Below are 16,509 nucleotides of genomic sequence, written 5' to 3' on the forward strand. Positions count from 1 at the left end.
CCACCTCGTTGTCGTCCATTGACAGCACTCTGACGCTGGCTAGTCTCCATCGCCTCCGTTGTTGCACTCCCTCAGCCAACAGGCCAGAAAGCACAACGAACGCCCACCCCATGAACAAGGAAGTGTCATGACTATCGAACGCCACAAGGTCAGCCAGTCCACCGCCCTCGCCTACACCGGGAACGATGCCCGTGGCGTATGCCTCGAAGCCTGCCGCCGCTGGGTCAGGGCCGTTCTGGCGGGCCATCTGACGCCCGGTGAAACCATCTACGACATCATCGGCCCGGAGACCATCCAGGAACTGCTGGAGAGCCACAGGCAACGCAACAAGAAAAGCGACAACAACATGGAGGGATTCGGCCTGACGGTAACCAAGCGGGAAGGCGGCGGCCCCTTCAAGAAATTCACCGGGCTGCGCACGCGCCAGGATGTGATCGACCATGTACTGGCGGTCCCGGGCGCCTACATCTACGTGGTGGATGGCGCCGATGGCGGGCATGCCATGGCATTCAGCAGCCTCGACAGGGACCACGTGCTGTTCCTCGATCCCAATGTGGGCGAGTGGGAACTCATCAATGAAGACCAGGTGTCGATCCGCAGCTGGTGGAAGGACTTCTGGGCAGGCAAGGGGGCCGAATTCGAAGGCCTGGTCAGCTACAAGAAGGAGTACCACAAGGGCGGGCGCGAGCTCTGGCAGTACAAAGTCGTGACCCATTGACCCCCTGAAGCGCATCCCATCACCCGCCGCCCTCCCCGTGCTAGATTTCGCCACCATTGCAGCGAGGGCCGGGGAGGCGGCATGGCTGAGAACCCGGAAAGCCTCGCCGGGGACGCCGAGTGGCAGCTGGCGAACATCGGCTGCTGCGCCGACTGCAACCTCTGGCCTTCCTACCTCGATCACCTCGAGGCCTTCGTCGAAGGCTTCCCGCCACGGCGCCTGCCCCAGGCGCATGCACACCTGCAAGCACTGCGGGTCGCCTGCGAGAGCCTGGGCCACGGCGCCTACGCCACCCTGGACGGCAATAACTCCGACTTCCCGCAATGGGCGCCGCTGCGCACGGCAGCACGGGAGGCCCTGGCGCTGCTGGGCTGGCATGAGATAGAGGCAGACATGCCGGCGCTGGTGGAGGACTGCCGCGCGGCCCTGGAGAAGTGGCGGTCCTAGCGCGTCTCAAGCCTCTCCATTCGGCCCACGGGATACCGAGCACAGGCGCACCGAGTCGGCCAGCACGTCGATGGCGCGCGGCCTGGGGAAGCTGGCGCGCCAGGCGATGGCCACCTGGCGGAACGGCACCGGCGCGCTGAAGGGGCGGATGGCCACGGAGCCCGGCGAGTAGTGGTGGCCGCTCACCGCCGAATGGGGCAGCACCGAGACGCCGAGCCCGGAGGCGACCATGTGGCGGATGGTTTCCAGGGAGCTGGATTCCACGCTGGCACGCTGGGTGGCCGGGCACACCTCCAGCACCCGCTCGCGGAAGCAGTGGCCCTCCCCCAGGATCAGCAGTTCGGCATCCTCCAGCGCCTCGGCAGAAAGGCGCTGCTCGGCCGCCAGCGGGTGGTCGGCGGGCAGCAGCACGCAGAGGGCCTCGTCGTAGAGCACCTTGGTCAGCACGTCGGGCTCGGAGAACGGCAAGGCGATGATGATGGCGTCCAGCTCGCCTTCCCGCAGCCGCTCGCGCAGCACGTGGGTGAAGTTCTCTTCGATGTACAGCGGCATCTGCGGGGCCACGGTGTGCAGCTGGGGGATCAGGTGCGGGAGCAGGTAGGGCCCGATGGTGTAGATGGCGCCGACCCGCAGCGGCGAGGACAACTGGTTGCGCCCGGCGTGGGCCATTTCCAGCACGGCGTTGGCCTCGGCCAGCACCTTCTGCGCCTGCTCGATGATGCTTTCGCCGATGGGGGTGAGGTAGACGGCGCCCTTGCTGCGCTCGAAGAGCAGCACGCCGAGGTAGTCCTCCAGGCGCTTCATGCCCACGGAAAGGGTCGGTTGGCTGACGTGGCAACGCTCGGCGGCGCGGCCGAAATGCTGTTCCTGCGCCAGGGCAACGGCGTAGCGCAATTCGGTAAGGGTCATGGGTCGTCCTGCGTGCGAGCCGCTTGCGCGGCCTCCTGGTGAAGTCGGGGTGGGGCTTGTACCCGAGAACTCTAAGCAGGCGGCGCGCGTAGGACTTTTAATATTTCCTAATCGCCAGGCTGACCAAATCCTATTATCCGTCCCCTCCCGCGCTCCCTATGGTTCAGGCCGCAACACCCGAACCAGAGACATCAGGAGACGCAAATGTCCAGATTCCAACGCACCGCCCCCGGCCTGCTGGCGGCGGCATGCCTGTTCAATCTTTCCATGGCTGTGGGTGCACCACTGACCCGTGACAACGGCGCCCCCGTAGGCGACAACCAGAACTCTCAGACAGCCGGGCCGAATGGTTCCGTGCTGCTGCAGGACGTGCAGTTGATCCAGAAGCTGCAGCGCTTCGACCGCGAACGCATCCCCGAACGGGTGGTGCATGCCCGGGGCACCGGCGCCCACGGCGAGTTCGTCGCCTCGGCGGACATCGCCGACCTGACCATCGCCAAGGTCTTCCGCAATGGCGAGCGCACCCCGGTGTTCGTGCGCTTCTCCTCGGTGGTGCACGGCAACCACTCCCCCGAAACCCTGCGTGACCCGCGCGGCTTCGCCACCAAGTTCTACACCGCCGACGGCAACTGGGACCTGGTGGGCAACAACTTCCCCACCTTCTTCATCCGCGATGCCATCAAGTTCCCGGACATGGTCCACGCCTTCAAGCCGGACCCGCGCACCAACCTGGACGACGATTCGCGCCGCTTCGACTTCTTCTCCCACGTGCCGGAGTCCATCCGCACCCTCACCCTGCTCTACTCCAACGAAGGCACCCCGGCCGGCTACCGCTTCATGGACGGCAACGGCGTGCACGCCTACAAGCTGGTCAACGCCAAGGGCGAGACGCACTACGTGAAGTTCCACTGGAAGACCCTGCAGGGCATCCGCAACCTCGACCCGAAGGAAGTCGAGGTCGTCCAGGGCAAGGACTACAGCCACATGACCACCGACCTGGTGAACGCCATCGCCAAGGGTGACTACCCGAAGTGGGACCTGTACATCCAGGTGCTCGAGCCCAAGGACCTGGCGCGCTTCGAGTTCGACCCGCTGGACGCCACCAAGGTCTGGCCCGACGTGCCCGAGCGCAAGATCGGCCAGATGGTGCTCAACCGTAACGTCGACAACTTCTTCCAGGAAACCGAGCAGGTCGCCCTCGCGCCCTCCAACCTGGTGCCGGGCATCGAGCCCTCCGAAGACCGCCTGCTGCAGGGCCGCGTGTTCGCCTACGCCGACACCCAGCTCTACCGCGTGGGCACCAACGGCCTGTCGCTGCCGGTGAACAAGCCCCGTGGTGCGGTGAACAACGGCAACCAGGACGGCAGCATGAACGTCGGCCACACCAGCAGCGGCGTGAACTACGAGCCGAGCCGCCTGCAGCCCCGCGAAGCCACCGCCAGCGCCCGCTACGTCGAGACGCCCCTGCAGGGCAGCACCCAGCAGCGCGGCATCCAGCGCGAGCAGAACTTCAAGCAGGCCGGTGACCTGTACCGCTCCTACGGCAAGAAGGACCAACAGGACCTAGTCAACAGCTTCGGCCAGTCCCTCGCCGGCACCGACAGCGAGAGCAAGCACATCATGCTGTCCTTCCTCTACAAGGCCGATGCCGACTACGGCACCCGTGTCACCAAGGTGGCCGGTGGCGACCTGGCCAAGGTGAAAGCCCTGGCCGCCAAGCTCACCGACTGACCCACCCAACCCCGGCCCGCACACGCGGGCCGGCTTACGGAGGCCCGAGATGAAATACACACTTCTCACCCTGCTGCTCTGGGTCGGCCTGGCCCAGGCCGAGCCATCACCCGACCCGGCCGCCATCCAGGCCGAGCTGACCCAACGCTATTTCGACGCCGCGCGCGAAGGCCGGCTGGACGTCCTCCAGGCCTTCATCGACGCCGGTTACGACCTGAACACGCAAGACACCAAGGGCTACAGCGCCCTTATCCTCACCGCCTACCACGGCCACGCCGACGCGGTGGACGCCCTGCTCGCCGCCGGCGCCGATCCCTGCCTGCAGGACGGCCGGGGCAACACCGCGCTGATGGGCGCCATCTTCAAGGCCGAGCTGGGCATCGCCCGCCGCCTGATGAACGCCGCCTGCCCCACCGACCAGCGCAACGCCGCCGGGCAGACCGCCGCCATGTACGCCGCGCTGTTCCAGCGCACCCAACTGCTGGATCAGTTGCGCGAGCAAGGCGCCGACATGCAATTGAAGGACGCCCTCGGCAACGATGCCGAAAGCCTCGCGCGGGGGGAGATCCGTACCCGTTGAGGCGGGGTTCCCTGGAAGCCCGATCGCGAATGAATTCGCTCCTACAAGGGTGGGCTTCAGCCCACCAATTCCCGATGCACATGGCCGACCAAAACCCCTCGCCCCCTCCCCACGCAAACGCCTTTCCGGCATATCGACAAGCACGAAAAGTTCGGTTGCGCGGGGCTCTGTAGCGGCGCCCTTACAGGGCTTCCGGGCGCTCCGACAACCGGTCGCTCCGCACGGCCTGCGGGCGATGGGCGGCGCTATGCAGGGCCTGGCGCAGTCGCATACTCACCGGGCCATGCGCACGTGGTACGCATGACACGACCCTAAAAAGGAACCTTCCAGGGGTGTCGTACCGGCGTCATGCAATGGCTCGCGTGGTTCGGAGTACGGGCAGGGTGCGCCCCTTGTTGAATAGGAGTGTTCAACGATGTCCAGCCTCGACAAAACCCCACCCATGCCTGATGTATTGCCGCCCGAGCAGGAAGACGCCCGAACGGCCAGCGCCCTCCCCCCTATCAGCGAACTCCCCAGGCAAGTGCCCGGCCCGATCATCGTGCCGCCGCTGCGCAGCATCCGCCCCGGTTGCTGGCTGCTCAACTACAAGCCCACCGGCGCGCCGCTGGTGTCCTATGACGGCACCCTGCGCGTGGAATCCCACAGCGCCGGCCGCACCGCCAGCGGCGACCTCTACCAGCGGCCAACCCTCTTCCTGCCGCTGCCCATCGCCTCGCCGATCCCGCTGCTCGGCAGCCGCCCGGAAACCAGCCTGAAGCCCATCCTCCTGGCAGGTCCCAATCCCGCCTCGGGCATCCCGATCCTGTCGCGCTCGCGCTACCGCTACTACATCCGCGTCACCTCGCTGCCGGAGAACTTCTACCTGGGCAACAGCTTCAACCTCGGCTTCGAGCTGTGGCGCTTCACCGCCCCCAACAGCTGGGCGCTGGACTCCAAGCTGACCACGCAGATGGTGCGCATGGCAGGGCCGGCGGGCTATCCCTCGCCCTCCGACTACGCCGAGGGTGATGTGAAGAACGCCGCCAACGCGGTGATCGGGCGCATGACCATGGGCTGGCTGTCGAGCTACTACCGCCGTTGCACCGTGGAAATCGACACCGTCTCCGGCTCCGAACAGCCGACCAACAGCGGCCTCGGGCACACCTGGCAAACGGTGATGGACGCCGTGGGCTGGCAGGTGGCGGTAAACCTCAGCGACACCAACGTCGCCGAGGCCAGCGGCAATTCCTGGTCCGACGCCGAGATGCACGCGGCGATGCTGGCGCGGCGTGCGGTGGTCAACCTCGACACCGAATGGCGCTACCACGTGCTGGCGGTGAAGAACATCGATTCCACCCCGCGCGGGATCATGTACGACAACGGCGGCACCGACTCCAACAACGTGCCCCGCGAGGGCATCGGCATCGCCTCCCACTGGACCATCGCAGCCGGCTGGGGAACGGTCAGCGGCAAGCGCTTCGGCACCGCCGCAGCGCCCTACTTCCGCACCGCCGTGCACGAGATCGGCCACGCCATGGGCCTGTACCACAACTCGGCGGACTTCGGCTTCATGTGCACCAGCGACGTGATCGCCGCCGCCGGCACCCCAGCCACGCCCTTCCCCAGCAACATCCAGTGGTCCTTCCACCCGGACAACCTCAAGCAGCTGCGCCATTACCCCGACCCCTTCGTGCGCCCCGGCTCGGTGGCCTTTGGCAGCGCCTCCACGGCGATGCCGAGCATCACCCCGACGGACCTCGAAGCCGAGGTGCTGGGCCTGGACCTGGACGTCACCCCGCTGCTCGGCGAAGTGCCCCTGGGCGCGCCGGTGCGGGTCGGCATCGCCCTGGTCAACCGGGGCGACCAGCCGGTGCGGGTACCGGCCAACCTGAGCCTGAAGAGCGACTTCGTCAGTGGCAGCGTGATCGACCCCGCCGGCACCCCGCGCAGCTACCGCACCCTGGTGCACTGCGTCGAGGACCAGCCCTACGCCCTGCTGCAGCCGGGTGAGCGCATCAGCGAATCCATGACCCTGATGCGCGGCGCCGAAGGCGCGCTGTTCGGCGTCCCCGGCGTGCACGAGGTGAAGGTGGAAGTGCACTGGGAGATCGACGGCATGGTCGCCCATGCCGCCGGCAGCGCCACAGTGATGGTCACCGCGGCGGTCGAGGCACGCCACGCCGAAGCCGCCCACCGCGTGCTCTCGACGCCCGACGCGCACCTGGTGTTAGCCATCGGCGGCGACCACCTCACCGAGGGCCTGGACGCCATCCAGGCGGCGCTGGATTCGCCGGTGCTCAAGCCGCACTTCGCCGCCATCGCGGCCAAGCGGCTGGCCAAGCGTTTCCACAAACGCAAGGCCGATCCGAAGAACGCCAGCGCATTGCTTGACTACGATACGGTGATGAGCGACGCCGAACGCAGCAAGCTGACCACCCTCATCAGCGATGCCGGTGGTGTGCTCAAGGACCTCGGCAAGGCGCCGAAGGCCCGAGCCAGGCCCACCAACCTGGCGGCCGGCGCCAAGTAGGGGCGACAGGACCGGTGCGAGGTGCCCCCCAGGCACCCCGCACCGGCAACCACCGGAGCACGACATGACCGACCTGGAAAACCAACTGCTGGGGCAATGGCGCAAGAGCCAGTCCCCACCCTGCGCCACCAAGTACGCCAGCAGCCTGCGCTTCGACGCCAACGGCCTGTACAGCGGCACCCCCGACGCCCCCGGCGGCTTCACCTGGTGGGACAGCGGCACCTGGCACATCGAGAGCCCCGGCCGCGTCACCCTCTCCACCGCCAACGATGCGCTGGTGAGCTACGGCTACAGCCTCGACGCCGACGGCCTCACCTTCACCGATCCCAGCGGCTGTCGCTTCAGCTACCGACGCGAGCATTGAGCGGCGCCGCATCTTCCTGTAGCCCGGGCTTCAGCCCGGGAACGGCGCCCTGCAAACCCCGGGCTGAAACCCCGGCCTCAACGCGCATGCGGAAAACCCGCCTAAGGGCCGGCGAGCAGCGGCGGCAAAGCCTGCTATGACTTGCACAACACAAGAACAACAAGAAGGAAGGCCGACCTTGAACGACCATCACGACGTGCTGATCATCGGCGCCGGGCTCTCGGGCATCGGCATGGGCTGCCACCTGGTGCGCGAGGCACCGCAGATGGACTTCGCCATCATCGAGCGGCGCCAGGCGGTGGGCGGCACCTGGGACCTGTTCCGCTACCCCGGCATCCGTTCGGACGCCGACATGTTCAGCTTCGGCTTCGCCTTCCGCCCCTGGGACCAGCTCAAGACCCTGGCCGACGGCGACACCATCCGCCAGTACATCGAAGACACCGCCCGCGAGCACGGCGTCGACCGCAGGATCCGCTTCGGCCAGGCCTGCACCGAGGCCTCCTGGTCCAGCCGTGAGCGGCTGTGGACGGTCAAGACCCGTGACGAGGCCAGCGGCGCGCAGCGGGTGTTCACCGGGCGCTTCCTGGTCTCCTGCGTCGGCTACTACGACTACGACCAGGGCTACCAGCCCGACTTCCCCGGCATGCAGCGCTTCCAGGGCCGCCTGATCCACCCGCAGCACTGGCCGGAAGACCTCGACTACAGCGGCAAGCGCGTGGTGGTCATCGGCAGCGGCGCCACCGCCGTGACCCTGGTGCCGGCCATGGCCGAACGCGCCGGCCACGTCACCATGCTGCAACGCTCGCCCAGCTACATCATCAGCGTGCCCGGCAAGGACGTGGTCTCCGCCGCCCTGCGCCGCGTGCTGCCCGAGCGCTGGGTCTACGCCATGGCGCGCACGCGCAACATCTGGCTGCAGCGGGTCATCTACAAGGCCGCGCGGCGCTGGCCGGAGAAGGTCCGCGCCTGGCTGCTGGGCAGCGTGAAAAGGCAGCTCGGCGGCAAGGTCGACATGCGCCACTTCACCCCCAGCTACATGCCCTGGGACGAACGCCTCTGCGCGGTGCCCGACGGCGACCTGTTCGCCGCCCTGCGCCAGGGCCGCGCCTCGGTAGTCACCGACCGCATCGCCACGTTCACCGAGCAGGGCATCGCCCTGGAATCCGGCGCCGAGCTACCGGCGGACATCATCATCAGCGCCACCGGCCTGCAACTGCGGGCCCTGGGTGGCATCGACATGGTGGTGGACGGCCAGCGCAAGAGCCTGTCCGACCGCCTCACCTACAAGGGCGTGCTGGCCCACGGCATCCCCAACATGGGCTCGATATTCGGTTACACCAACGCGCCCTGGACGCTCAAGGCCGATATCGCCTCCAGCTACCTGTGCCGCCTGTTCAACCACATGGGCAAGCACGAGCTGGAGGTGTGCACACCCCGCGCGCCGGAGGGCGAGATGGAGCCGGGCAGCGTCATGGGCGCCCTGCAGTCGGGCTACGTGCAGCGCGGCGGGGACCTGCTGCCGCGCCAGGGCCGCCACCTCCCCTGGCGGGTGCTCAACCACTACGAGCGCGACCGCGAGATGCTGCTGCGCCAGCCCATCGCCGACCCGGCCCTGGAGTTCGAGCCCGCCCGCGAACCGGTCGGCGCGCCCCTGGCCGCCAACGCTGGCTAGGCCTGCAACGGCCAATCGGCAGAAATGCGAACCGGTCAGCCACTCCGCCCCCCGCAGCGGCGGCTAGAATGTCGGCCTTTCCCCCACACGGAACCGTCGACATGGAGCGTTACCGCCGCCTCGCCTCCTGGGCTCCCCGCCTCGCCCTGCTCGCCTGCGCCTGCCTCGCCGGCCAGGCCCAGGCCCAGGCCCGCGACCCGCAACCCTGCCCCGCACCGCTGATCGACGCGCTGGCCAAGCAACTGGGCCAGCACGATTGGGCGATGCCCGACGCCTACAACGAAGGCCCATTGGTGGCCGCCGCCTGCAAACCCTGGCCGGACGACAAGGCCCGCTCGGTGGTCGCCCTCGCCTACGTCCGCCCGGGCGATGAAGGCATCTCCGCCGGCGAACGCAGCCTGGCCCTGCTGGTGGCCAAGGTGGACGGCAAGAGCGGCGCATTCCTGGAACGCTACGACGCGACCCTGGACGAAGACGCCGTCACCGAGGTGAGCGCCGGCAGCCTGTGGCTGGACACCGCCCGCTACCACCTGGCGCCGGGCGTGCGCGCCTTCGGCCTGGTGTTCGACAGCACCGCCCGCGGCGCCAGCTGCCCGGACGGCGGCTCGGACCAAGAGCTGACCCTGTTCGCCCCGGACGGCAAGGCCCTGCGCCCGGTGCTCAGGGCCTACCTCAGCGAATGGACCACCATCAAGGGCACCCTCTGCGTCAACGACCCGGACTTCATGACCGAAAGCGCCAAGGTCACCCTCGACATCGCCAAGACCCGCAGCAACGGCTTCGCCGACCTGGTGCTGGCCGCCAAGGTGACCGGCGACTCGGCCGCCGGGGAGAAGTACCTGCGCACCGAGCGCAAGACCCTCAAGTACGACGGCAAGCAGTACCCCCACGAAACCTTCCCGCGCTTCTGGGAGCAGCCGGCCAGCACCGCGCAGTAACCGGCGCCATCACCCGGGCTGGCGTCCGGGTGATGGTTCTTGGCAGTTCTGCCTGTGGCGTCAAGGACGGGCTTTTCGCTAAGTTCGCCCGGGTCCGCACGGCCCCGGCCGCGCCATCACCCGCCAAGGAGCGCCGTCATGTCCGTAGCCGAAACCCTCAAGCAACGCATCTCCGTCCGCGCCTTCACCGCCGAGCCCATCGACGCCGCCACCCTGCGCGAGCTGCTGGACACCGCGCGCTGGTCGCCCTCCGGCGGCAACCTGCAACCCTGGAAGGTCATCGCCGTGAGCGGCACCGCCAAGGCCGCGGTGGAGCGCGTCGCCCTGGAAACCCTGATGAAGAACCCCGTGGGCGAAGCCGGCGACCACCCCATCTACCCGGAAGGGCTGACCGAGCCCTACCGCACCCGCCGCTACGCCATCGGCGAGGCGCTCTACGCCAAACTCGGCATCCCCCGCGAAGACAAGGCCGCGCGCCTGCGCGCCATGTCGCGCAACTTCCAGTTCTTCGGCGCGCCGGTGGGGCTGTTCTTCGTCATCGACCGCTCCATGGGCCACGGCCAGTGGGCGCACCTGGGCATGTTCATGCAGTCCCTGGCGCTGGTGGCCGAGGAACGCGGCCTCGCCACCTGCATGCAGGAAGCCTGGGGCATGGTGCGCCAGAGCCTGCACGCCCACTTCGAGCTGCCCGAGCACGAGCTGCTCTATTGCGGCATGGCGCTGGGCCACGCCGACCGCTCCGCGCCGATCAACCAGTTGCGCTCCGAGCGCGCCCCGGTGGACGAGTTCGCGGTGCTCAAGGGCTTCGACTGAGGTCGCCGAGCGGTAGCCCCTGCGACCATCGCGCGATTGTCAGGCACCCCCGGGGAATGAGATATTTCCAAATGTGAAATATTCTCAAATCGAATTCCCCGCCTCCTCCCCCCGCCTGCTGCTGGTCGAAGACGACCCCCGGCTGCGCGAGGACCTGGACGCCCACTTCCGCCAGCGCGGCTTCGCCGTCACCACCTGCAGCACCGGCACCCTGGGCCTGGATGCAGCCGAGACCGGCCACTTCGACCTGGTACTGCTGGACATCATGCTGCCCGGCCTCGACGGCCTGCAGCTGCTGGAAGCCCTGCGCAGCCGCCAGGACACCCCGGTGATGCTGATGTCGGCGCTGGGCGCCGAGCAGGACCGCATCACCGGCTTCACCCGCGGCGCCGACGACTACCTGCCCAAGCCCTTCAGCCTTGCCGAACTGGACGCCCGCACCGACGCCCTGCTGCGCCGCGTGCGCCTCGACCGCCGCCAGCCAGTGCAGCGTGCGGAAACCCCGCTGCAGTTCGACGATCAGGCCCAGGACGTCCGGCACCAGGGCCGCAACGCCGGGCTGACGCCCTCCGAGTACCGCCTGCTGGCCACCCTGCAGGCACACCCGGGCGAGGCCCTGAGCAAGCCCTTCCTCTACCGATGCGTGCTACACCGCGCCTACACGCGGCTGGATCGCGGGCTCGACGTGCATGTCTGCAACCTGCGCCGCAAGCTCGCCGATATCGGCCTGCATAGCCTGCAGATCCAGGCCGTGCGCGGCCAGGGTTACCTGCTGGTCGAGACGGACCGCTCCTGATGCGCCGCCATCCCCTGCTGTGGAAGCTGGCGCTTCTGCAGGTCGGCTTCTGCCTGCTGCTCACCTGGCTCATCTACACCTGGGGCCTGTCGGTGGAGCGCAGCACCTACTTCCTGGCCCCGGCCGACCGCGACTACCTGGCCCAGTACGCGCTGCAGGCCGAGCAGGCCTGGGAGAACGAAGGCGCGGCCGGCGTCGCGCGCTTCCGCCAGGACCTGGCCAGCCGCGAAGACACCTGGGTGGCGGTGCTCGGCCCGCGCCTGGAAAGCCTCGACGGCACGCTGCTGAACGCCGAGGAATCCAGCCACCTGACCTTCATGCGCAAGCTCGACTGGCCCATGAGCCGGCGCCTGCAGGACGAGCTGCCCTACGTCAGCATCGAGTTCCCCGAGCACCCGGAGAACGGCCGCCTGGTGCTCCAGCTGCCCGAACGCCTGCTGCCCAGCGGCCTCACGCCCTGGACCCACCTCTTCACCCACGGCGTGGTACCAACGCTGCTGGCGGCCCTGCTCGGCCTGCTGATCTACCGCCACCTCGTGGTGCCGCTGAACCGCTTGCGCGACCGCGCCGATGCCCTGCGCGCCGACGAACTGGACACCGCGCCCCTGGGCACGCCCCTGGCCGACCGCCGCGACGAGCTGGGCGAGCTGGCCGAGGCCCTGGAGCACATGGCCGAGCGCCTGCGCCTGAGCCTGGGCCAGCAGCGCCTGCTGCTGCGCACCCTGTCCCACGAGATGCGCACCCCGCTGGCCCGGCTGCGCATCGCCCACGACAGCGAGCTGCCGCCCGAGCAGCTGCGCCAGCGCCTGGACCGCGAAATCACCGATATGCAACGCCTGCTGGAAGACACCCTCGACCTGGCCTGGATGGACACCGAGCACCCGCAGCTGCCCACCGAAGCGGTGCAGGTGCTTTCGGTCTGGGAAGCCCTGCGCGAGGACGCCTGCTTCGAAAGCGGCTGGGACGCCGCACGCCTGCCCTGCACCCTGGATGCCGACTGCCGCGTGCAGGTGCACCTCGACAGCCTCGCCCAGGCCCTGGAGAACCTGCTGCGCAACGCCATCCGCCACTCCCCTGAAGGCGGCAGGGTAAGCCTCGACGGCGAGCGTGAGGGCGACTGCTGGCACCTGCGCCTGCGCGACCAGGGCCCCGGCGTCGCCGAGGAAGACCTGGAACGCATCTTCCTCCCCTACCAACGCCTGGAAGGCGGCACCGGCGAAGGCTTCGGCCTGGGCCTGGCCATCGCCCGCCGCGCCATCGAACTGCAGGGCGGCCAGCTCTGGGCCAGCAACGCCCACCCGGGCCTGTGCCTGCACCTGCGGCTGCCGGTGGCGCGATGCCCACTCATGTAGCCCGGGCTTCAGCCCGGGAGCGGCGCCGTGCAGAAACCCCTGGGCTGAAGCCCAGGCTACGGAACTGCCGGCCACATGACGCAATAGCCCTACGCTCGACCTGTAGGAGCGAATTCATTCGCGATGCTTTTTCGCGGTTGAAACCGCTCCCACACCCGGCGCCCCGCACGACCCAATCGCGGGTTTCACCCGCCCTACACCTTGAGTCTGCCGGCAGCCCGGTGCTCCCTCATGTAGCCCGGGCTTCAGCCCGGGAGCGGCGCCGTGCAGGAAACCCTGGGCTGAAGCCCAGGCTACGGGGCTCAATCGCAGGTTTTGCACCCCGCCGTAGGAGCGAGCTCTGCTCGCGAATCCCCCCAACACGGACCCTCACGAAGTGTTTAGAAAGTTAATGCGCTTTACTCTCAAATAACAATTAATATCATTCGTGATCTTCGCGCATCCCAAGGCATTACCGGAGATCGTCCATGTCGCCTCGCCCGTCTTCCACCGCCATCCCCTTCCTGCTGCTGTCCAGCTGCCTGCTGTCGTTCGCCGTGCACGCGGCCAACATCGACGCCAGTGCCCCCGGCATCGAGCTGGAAGCCCAGAACGTCATCGCCACCGCCGAGGAAGAGACCAAGCAGGCGCCAGGGGTTTCGGTGATCACCGCCGAAGACATCAAGAAGCGCCCGCCGGCCAACGACCTGTCGCAGATCATCCGCACCATGCCGGGCGTGAACCTCACCGGTAACTCCACCAGCGGCCAGCGTGGCAACAACCGCCAGATCGACATCCGCGGCATGGGCCCGGAGAACACCCTGATCCTGGTGGACGGCAAGCCGGTGAGCAGCCGCAACGCCGTGCGCTACGGCTGGCGTGGCGAGCGTGACAGCCGTGGCGACACCAACTGGGTGCCAGCCGACCAGGTCGAGCGCATCGAGGTCATCCGTGGCCCGGCGGCCGCGCGCTACGGCAACGGCGCGGCAGGCGGCGTGGTCAACATCATCACCAAGAAGGCCGGCGCCAAGACCCACGGCAACGCCACCGTCTACACCTCCTTCCCCACCCACAAGGACGAAGGCGCCAGCCAGCGCCTGAGCTTCGGCCTCAACGGCCCGCTCACCGACACCCTCAGCTACCGCGTCTACGGCAACGTCGCCAAGACCGAGTCGGACGACTGGGACATCAACTCAGGCCACGAATCCGCCCGTACCGGCAACCAGGCCGGCACCCTGCCCGCCGGCCGCGAAGGCGTGCGCAACAAGGACGTCAACGGCCTGCTCAGCTGGAACTTCACCCCCGAGCAGACCCTGGAGCTGGAAACCGGCTTCAGCCGCCAGGGCAACCTCTACACCGGCGACACCCAGAACACCAACAGCAACGCCACCGTGAAGAAGATGCTCGGCCACGAGACCAACCGCACCTTCCGCGAGACCTACGCCCTCACCCACCGTGGCGACTGGGACTTCGGCAGCTCCCTGGCCTACCTGCAGTACGAGAAGACCCGCAACAACCGCATCAACGAAGGCCTGGCCGGCGGCACCGAAGGCATCTTCGCCAACAGCGGCTACTACACCGCCACCCTGCGCAACCTCACCGCCCACGGCGAGCTCAACCTGCCCCTGGATGCCGGCCGCCCGCAGACCCTGACCCTGGGCAGCGAATGGACCCGCCAGCAACTGGACGACCCGAGCTCCAACACCCAGACCACCACCGAAGGCGGCGCCATCGGCGGCCTCACCAACAGCGGCCGCGACACCACCTCCGAGGCGCAGATCTTCTCGCTGTTCGCCGAAGACAACATCGAACTGGCCCCCGGCACCATGCTCACCCCGGGCCTGCGCTTCGACCACCACGACATCGTCGGCAACAACTGGAGCCCGTCGCTCAACCTGTCCCACGCGCTCACCGACACCCTCACCCTGAAGGCCGGTATCGCCCGCGCCTACAAGGCGCCGAACCTGTACCAGCTCAACTCCGACTACCTGCTCTACAGCCGTGGCCAGGGCTGCTACGGCCAGACCACCAGCTGCTACCTGCGCGGCAACGAAAACCTCGACGCCGAAACCAGCGTCAACAAGGAACTGGGCATCGAGTACAAGAACGACGGCCTGGTCGCCGGCCTGACCTGGTTCCGCAACGACTACAAGAACAAGATCGAGTCCGGCATGGCCTCCATCGGCAGCGCCACCGGCGGCCAGGTGGTTGGCGGCGTGAACTACGCCAACGCCCGCATATTCCAGTGGGAGAACGTGCCCAAGGCGCTGGTGGAAGGTATCGAAGGCAACCTCACCCTGCCGCTGACCGAGCAGCTGAGCTGGACCAACAACCTCACCTGGATGCTGCAGTCGAAGAACAAGGAAACCGGCGACACCCTTTCCGTCACCCCGGCCTACACCCTCAACTCCATGCTCGACTGGCAGGCCCGCGAAGACCTGTCCTTCCAGGCCAGCGTCGCCTGGTACGGCAAGCAGAAGCCGAAGAAATACGGCTACCAGGGCAACCGCGTCACCGGCAACGCCAACAACCAGCTCTCCCCCTATGCACTGCTGGGCCTGAGCGGCACCTACGACCTGAGCGAGAACCTCAGCTTCACCGCGGGCGTCGACAACCTGCTGGACAAGCGCCTGTACCGCGAAGGCAACGCCCAGGGCGTGAACAACATCGACGGTGCCGGCGCCGCCACCTACAACGAGCCCGGCCGCACCCTCTACACCAGCATTACCGCCTCGTTCTGACCGTCGAGACCGCCTGATGAGACTGCCCCGCTTCACTTCTGCCCTGGCCTTCACCCTGGCAGTGGCACTTCCCGGAGTCGCGCCCCTGGCGCGACCCGACCCCAACGCCCTGATGGACACGCGCCTGCTGCAGCGCCAGGGCCTGCCCTACGCCTTCAGCAGCCTGAAACTCGACTCCGAGGACGGCCAGCGCCACTACCAGCTGTGGATCGCCAAGCCCAAAAGCCCGGCCCCGGCCGGCGGCTACCCGGTGGTGTGGATGCTCGACGGCAATGCCGCCTTCGGCGTGCTCGACGCGCCCCTGCTGCAGGGCCTGGCCAAGGGCGATGCGCCGCTACTGGTCGCCATCGGCTACCAGACCCCGCAACGCATCGAGCGCAACGCCCGCACCCTGGACTACACGCCCCGGCAGCCCGACAAGCCCGGCCAACGCGACCCGCTCACCGGCCAGCCCAGCGGCGGCGCCGACGCCTTCCTCGACCTGCTGCTGGTGAAGATGCGCCCGGCCGTGGCCGCGCAAGCGCCTTTCGACACCACCCGGCAAACGCTCTGGGGTCACTCCTACGGCGGCCTGCTGGTGTTGCATGCGCTGTTCACCCGGCCCCAGCAGTTCAGCCAGTTCGCCGCCGCCAGCCCGTCGCTCTGGTGGGGGGATGGCGTCATCCTCGGCGAACGCCCGGGGCTGGAGCAGCGCATCGCCGGCCACCCGGCGCGCCTGCTGCTGATGCGCGGCAGCGCGGAACCGGCCAATCCGCGCGGCACCGCCGAGCCCTACCCGGAACGCGCCGCCACCGAACTGGTGGACGACCTCGCCCAGGTTCCCGGCCTCGATGCCCGCTTCCAGTCCTTCGAAGGCCTCGGCCACGGCGAAGCCCTGGGCGAATCCCTGCGCTATCTGCTGCGCGAGCGGTTCGGCGCCAGCACTGCACCTGCGGAGTAATGCCCCACTACGAAGCG

Annotated in this window: 14 protein-coding genes; 13 read left to right on the forward strand and 1 reads right to left on the reverse strand. The window is 68.1% G+C overall.

Annotation, left to right across the window (positions count from 1 at the left end; genetic code table 11):
• Nucleotides 1-127 precede the first annotated feature (127 nt).
• On the forward strand, nt 128-718 hold the full coding sequence (locus PI990_RS17320; protein WP_271657865.1) for a YopT-type cysteine protease domain-containing protein: 591 nt from the start codon (nt 128-130) through the stop codon (nt 716-718).
• Nucleotides 719-799: 81 nt separating this feature from the next.
• Complete coding sequence (locus PI990_RS17325) at nt 800-1,165, forward strand: hypothetical protein (protein WP_271657866.1); 366 nt, start codon at nt 800-802, stop codon at nt 1,163-1,165.
• A 6-nt stretch (nt 1,166-1,171) separates the two neighbouring features.
• Here PI990_RS17325 and PI990_RS17330 read toward each other — a convergent pair whose 3' ends face one another.
• The gene (locus tag PI990_RS17330) at nt 1,172-2,074 is read right to left on the reverse strand and encodes a hydrogen peroxide-inducible genes activator (protein WP_271657867.1); all 903 of its coding nucleotides are present in this window, start codon (nt 2,072-2,074) and stop codon (nt 1,172-1,174) included.
• 267 nt (nt 2,075-2,341) lie between these two features.
• Between PI990_RS17330 and katB the strand changes: the two genes are divergently transcribed.
• From katB to PI990_RS17385, 11 genes are all read left to right on the forward strand, one after another.
• Complete coding sequence (gene katB / locus PI990_RS17335; RefSeq protein WP_442969341.1) at nt 2,342-3,805, forward strand: catalase KatB; 1,464 nt, start codon at nt 2,342-2,344, stop codon at nt 3,803-3,805.
• A 49-nt stretch (nt 3,806-3,854) separates the two neighbouring features.
• Nucleotides 3,855-4,385 (forward strand): ankyrin repeat domain-containing protein, encoded by a 531-nt coding sequence (locus PI990_RS17340; RefSeq protein ID WP_271657869.1) that lies wholly within the window; start codon nt 3,855-3,857, stop codon nt 4,383-4,385.
• A 415-nt stretch (nt 4,386-4,800) separates the two neighbouring features.
• The gene (locus tag PI990_RS17345; protein WP_271657870.1) at nt 4,801-6,897 is read left to right on the forward strand and encodes a hypothetical protein; all 2,097 of its coding nucleotides are present in this window, start codon (nt 4,801-4,803) and stop codon (nt 6,895-6,897) included.
• A gap of 64 nt (nt 6,898-6,961) precedes the next feature.
• Nucleotides 6,962-7,261, forward strand: a complete 300-nt coding sequence (locus PI990_RS17350) for a hypothetical protein (RefSeq protein WP_265168784.1) — start codon at nt 6,962-6,964, stop codon at nt 7,259-7,261.
• Between the two features lie 178 nt (nt 7,262-7,439).
• Nucleotides 7,440-8,933 (forward strand): flavin-containing monooxygenase, encoded by a 1,494-nt coding sequence (locus tag PI990_RS17355; protein ID WP_333945550.1) that lies wholly within the window; start codon nt 7,440-7,442, stop codon nt 8,931-8,933.
• A 101-nt stretch (nt 8,934-9,034) separates the two neighbouring features.
• Nucleotides 9,035-9,871, forward strand: a complete 837-nt coding sequence (locus PI990_RS17360; RefSeq protein ID WP_271657871.1) for a hypothetical protein — start codon at nt 9,035-9,037, stop codon at nt 9,869-9,871.
• Nucleotides 9,872-10,009: 138 nt separating this feature from the next.
• Nucleotides 10,010-10,684, forward strand: coding sequence for a nitroreductase family protein (locus PI990_RS17365; RefSeq protein ID WP_271657872.1), 675 nt, complete (start codon nt 10,010-10,012; stop codon nt 10,682-10,684).
• Nucleotides 10,685-10,757: 73 nt separating this feature from the next.
• Entirely contained in the window at nt 10,758-11,480 is a 723-nt protein-coding gene (locus PI990_RS17370; protein WP_271657873.1) for a response regulator transcription factor, read from the forward strand.
• On the forward strand, nt 11,480-12,832 hold the full coding sequence (locus PI990_RS17375) for a HAMP domain-containing sensor histidine kinase (RefSeq protein ID WP_271657874.1): 1,353 nt from the start codon (nt 11,480-11,482) through the stop codon (nt 12,830-12,832). The genes PI990_RS17370 and PI990_RS17375 overlap by 1 nt, the downstream gene beginning before the upstream one ends.
• A 467-nt stretch (nt 12,833-13,299) precedes the next feature.
• The gene (locus tag PI990_RS17380) at nt 13,300-15,552 is read left to right on the forward strand and encodes a TonB-dependent siderophore receptor (RefSeq protein WP_271657875.1); all 2,253 of its coding nucleotides are present in this window, start codon (nt 13,300-13,302) and stop codon (nt 15,550-15,552) included.
• Nucleotides 15,553-15,568: 16 nt separating this feature from the next.
• Entirely contained in the window at nt 15,569-16,492 is a 924-nt protein-coding gene (locus PI990_RS17385; RefSeq protein ID WP_271657876.1) for an alpha/beta hydrolase, read from the forward strand.
• The last annotated feature ends 17 nt before the right edge of the window (nt 16,493-16,509 follow it).

The sequence above is a fragment of the Pseudomonas sp. TUM22785 genome, assembly GCF_028198105.1.
In the GTDB taxonomy this organism is placed as follows: domain Bacteria; phylum Pseudomonadota; class Gammaproteobacteria; order Pseudomonadales; family Pseudomonadaceae; genus Metapseudomonas; species Metapseudomonas solani.

Excerpts from the sequence above, each read along its gene's own strand:
- PI990_RS17325 (WP_271657866.1), top strand. The coding sequence starts at position 800 with ATGGCTGAGAACCCGGAAAGCCTCGCCGGGGACGCCGAGTGGCAGCTG.
- PI990_RS17375 (WP_271657874.1), top strand. The coding sequence starts at position 11,480 with ATGCGCCGCCATCCCCTGCTGTGGAAGCTGGCGCTTCTGCAGGTCGGC.
- PI990_RS17350 (WP_265168784.1), top strand. The coding sequence starts at position 6,962 with ATGACCGACCTGGAAAACCAACTGCTGGGGCAATGGCGCAAGAGCCAG.
- PI990_RS17345 (WP_271657870.1), top strand. The coding sequence starts at position 4,801 with ATGTCCAGCCTCGACAAAACCCCACCCATGCCTGATGTATTGCCGCCC.
- PI990_RS17380 (WP_271657875.1), top strand. The coding sequence starts at position 13,300 with ATGTCGCCTCGCCCGTCTTCCACCGCCATCCCCTTCCTGCTGCTGTCC.
- PI990_RS17320 (WP_271657865.1), top strand. The coding sequence starts at position 128 with ATGACTATCGAACGCCACAAGGTCAGCCAGTCCACCGCCCTCGCCTAC.
- PI990_RS17340 (WP_271657869.1), top strand. The coding sequence starts at position 3,855 with ATGAAATACACACTTCTCACCCTGCTGCTCTGGGTCGGCCTGGCCCAG.
- PI990_RS17330 (WP_271657867.1), bottom strand. The coding sequence starts at position 2,074 with ATGACCCTTACCGAATTGCGCTACGCCGTTGCCCTGGCGCAGGAACAG.
- PI990_RS17360 (WP_271657871.1), top strand. The coding sequence starts at position 9,035 with ATGGAGCGTTACCGCCGCCTCGCCTCCTGGGCTCCCCGCCTCGCCCTG.
- PI990_RS17365 (WP_271657872.1), top strand. The coding sequence starts at position 10,010 with ATGTCCGTAGCCGAAACCCTCAAGCAACGCATCTCCGTCCGCGCCTTC.
- PI990_RS17385 (WP_271657876.1), top strand. The coding sequence starts at position 15,569 with ATGAGACTGCCCCGCTTCACTTCTGCCCTGGCCTTCACCCTGGCAGTG.
- katB (WP_442969341.1), top strand. The coding sequence starts at position 2,342 with ATGGCTGTGGGTGCACCACTGACCCGTGACAACGGCGCCCCCGTAGGC.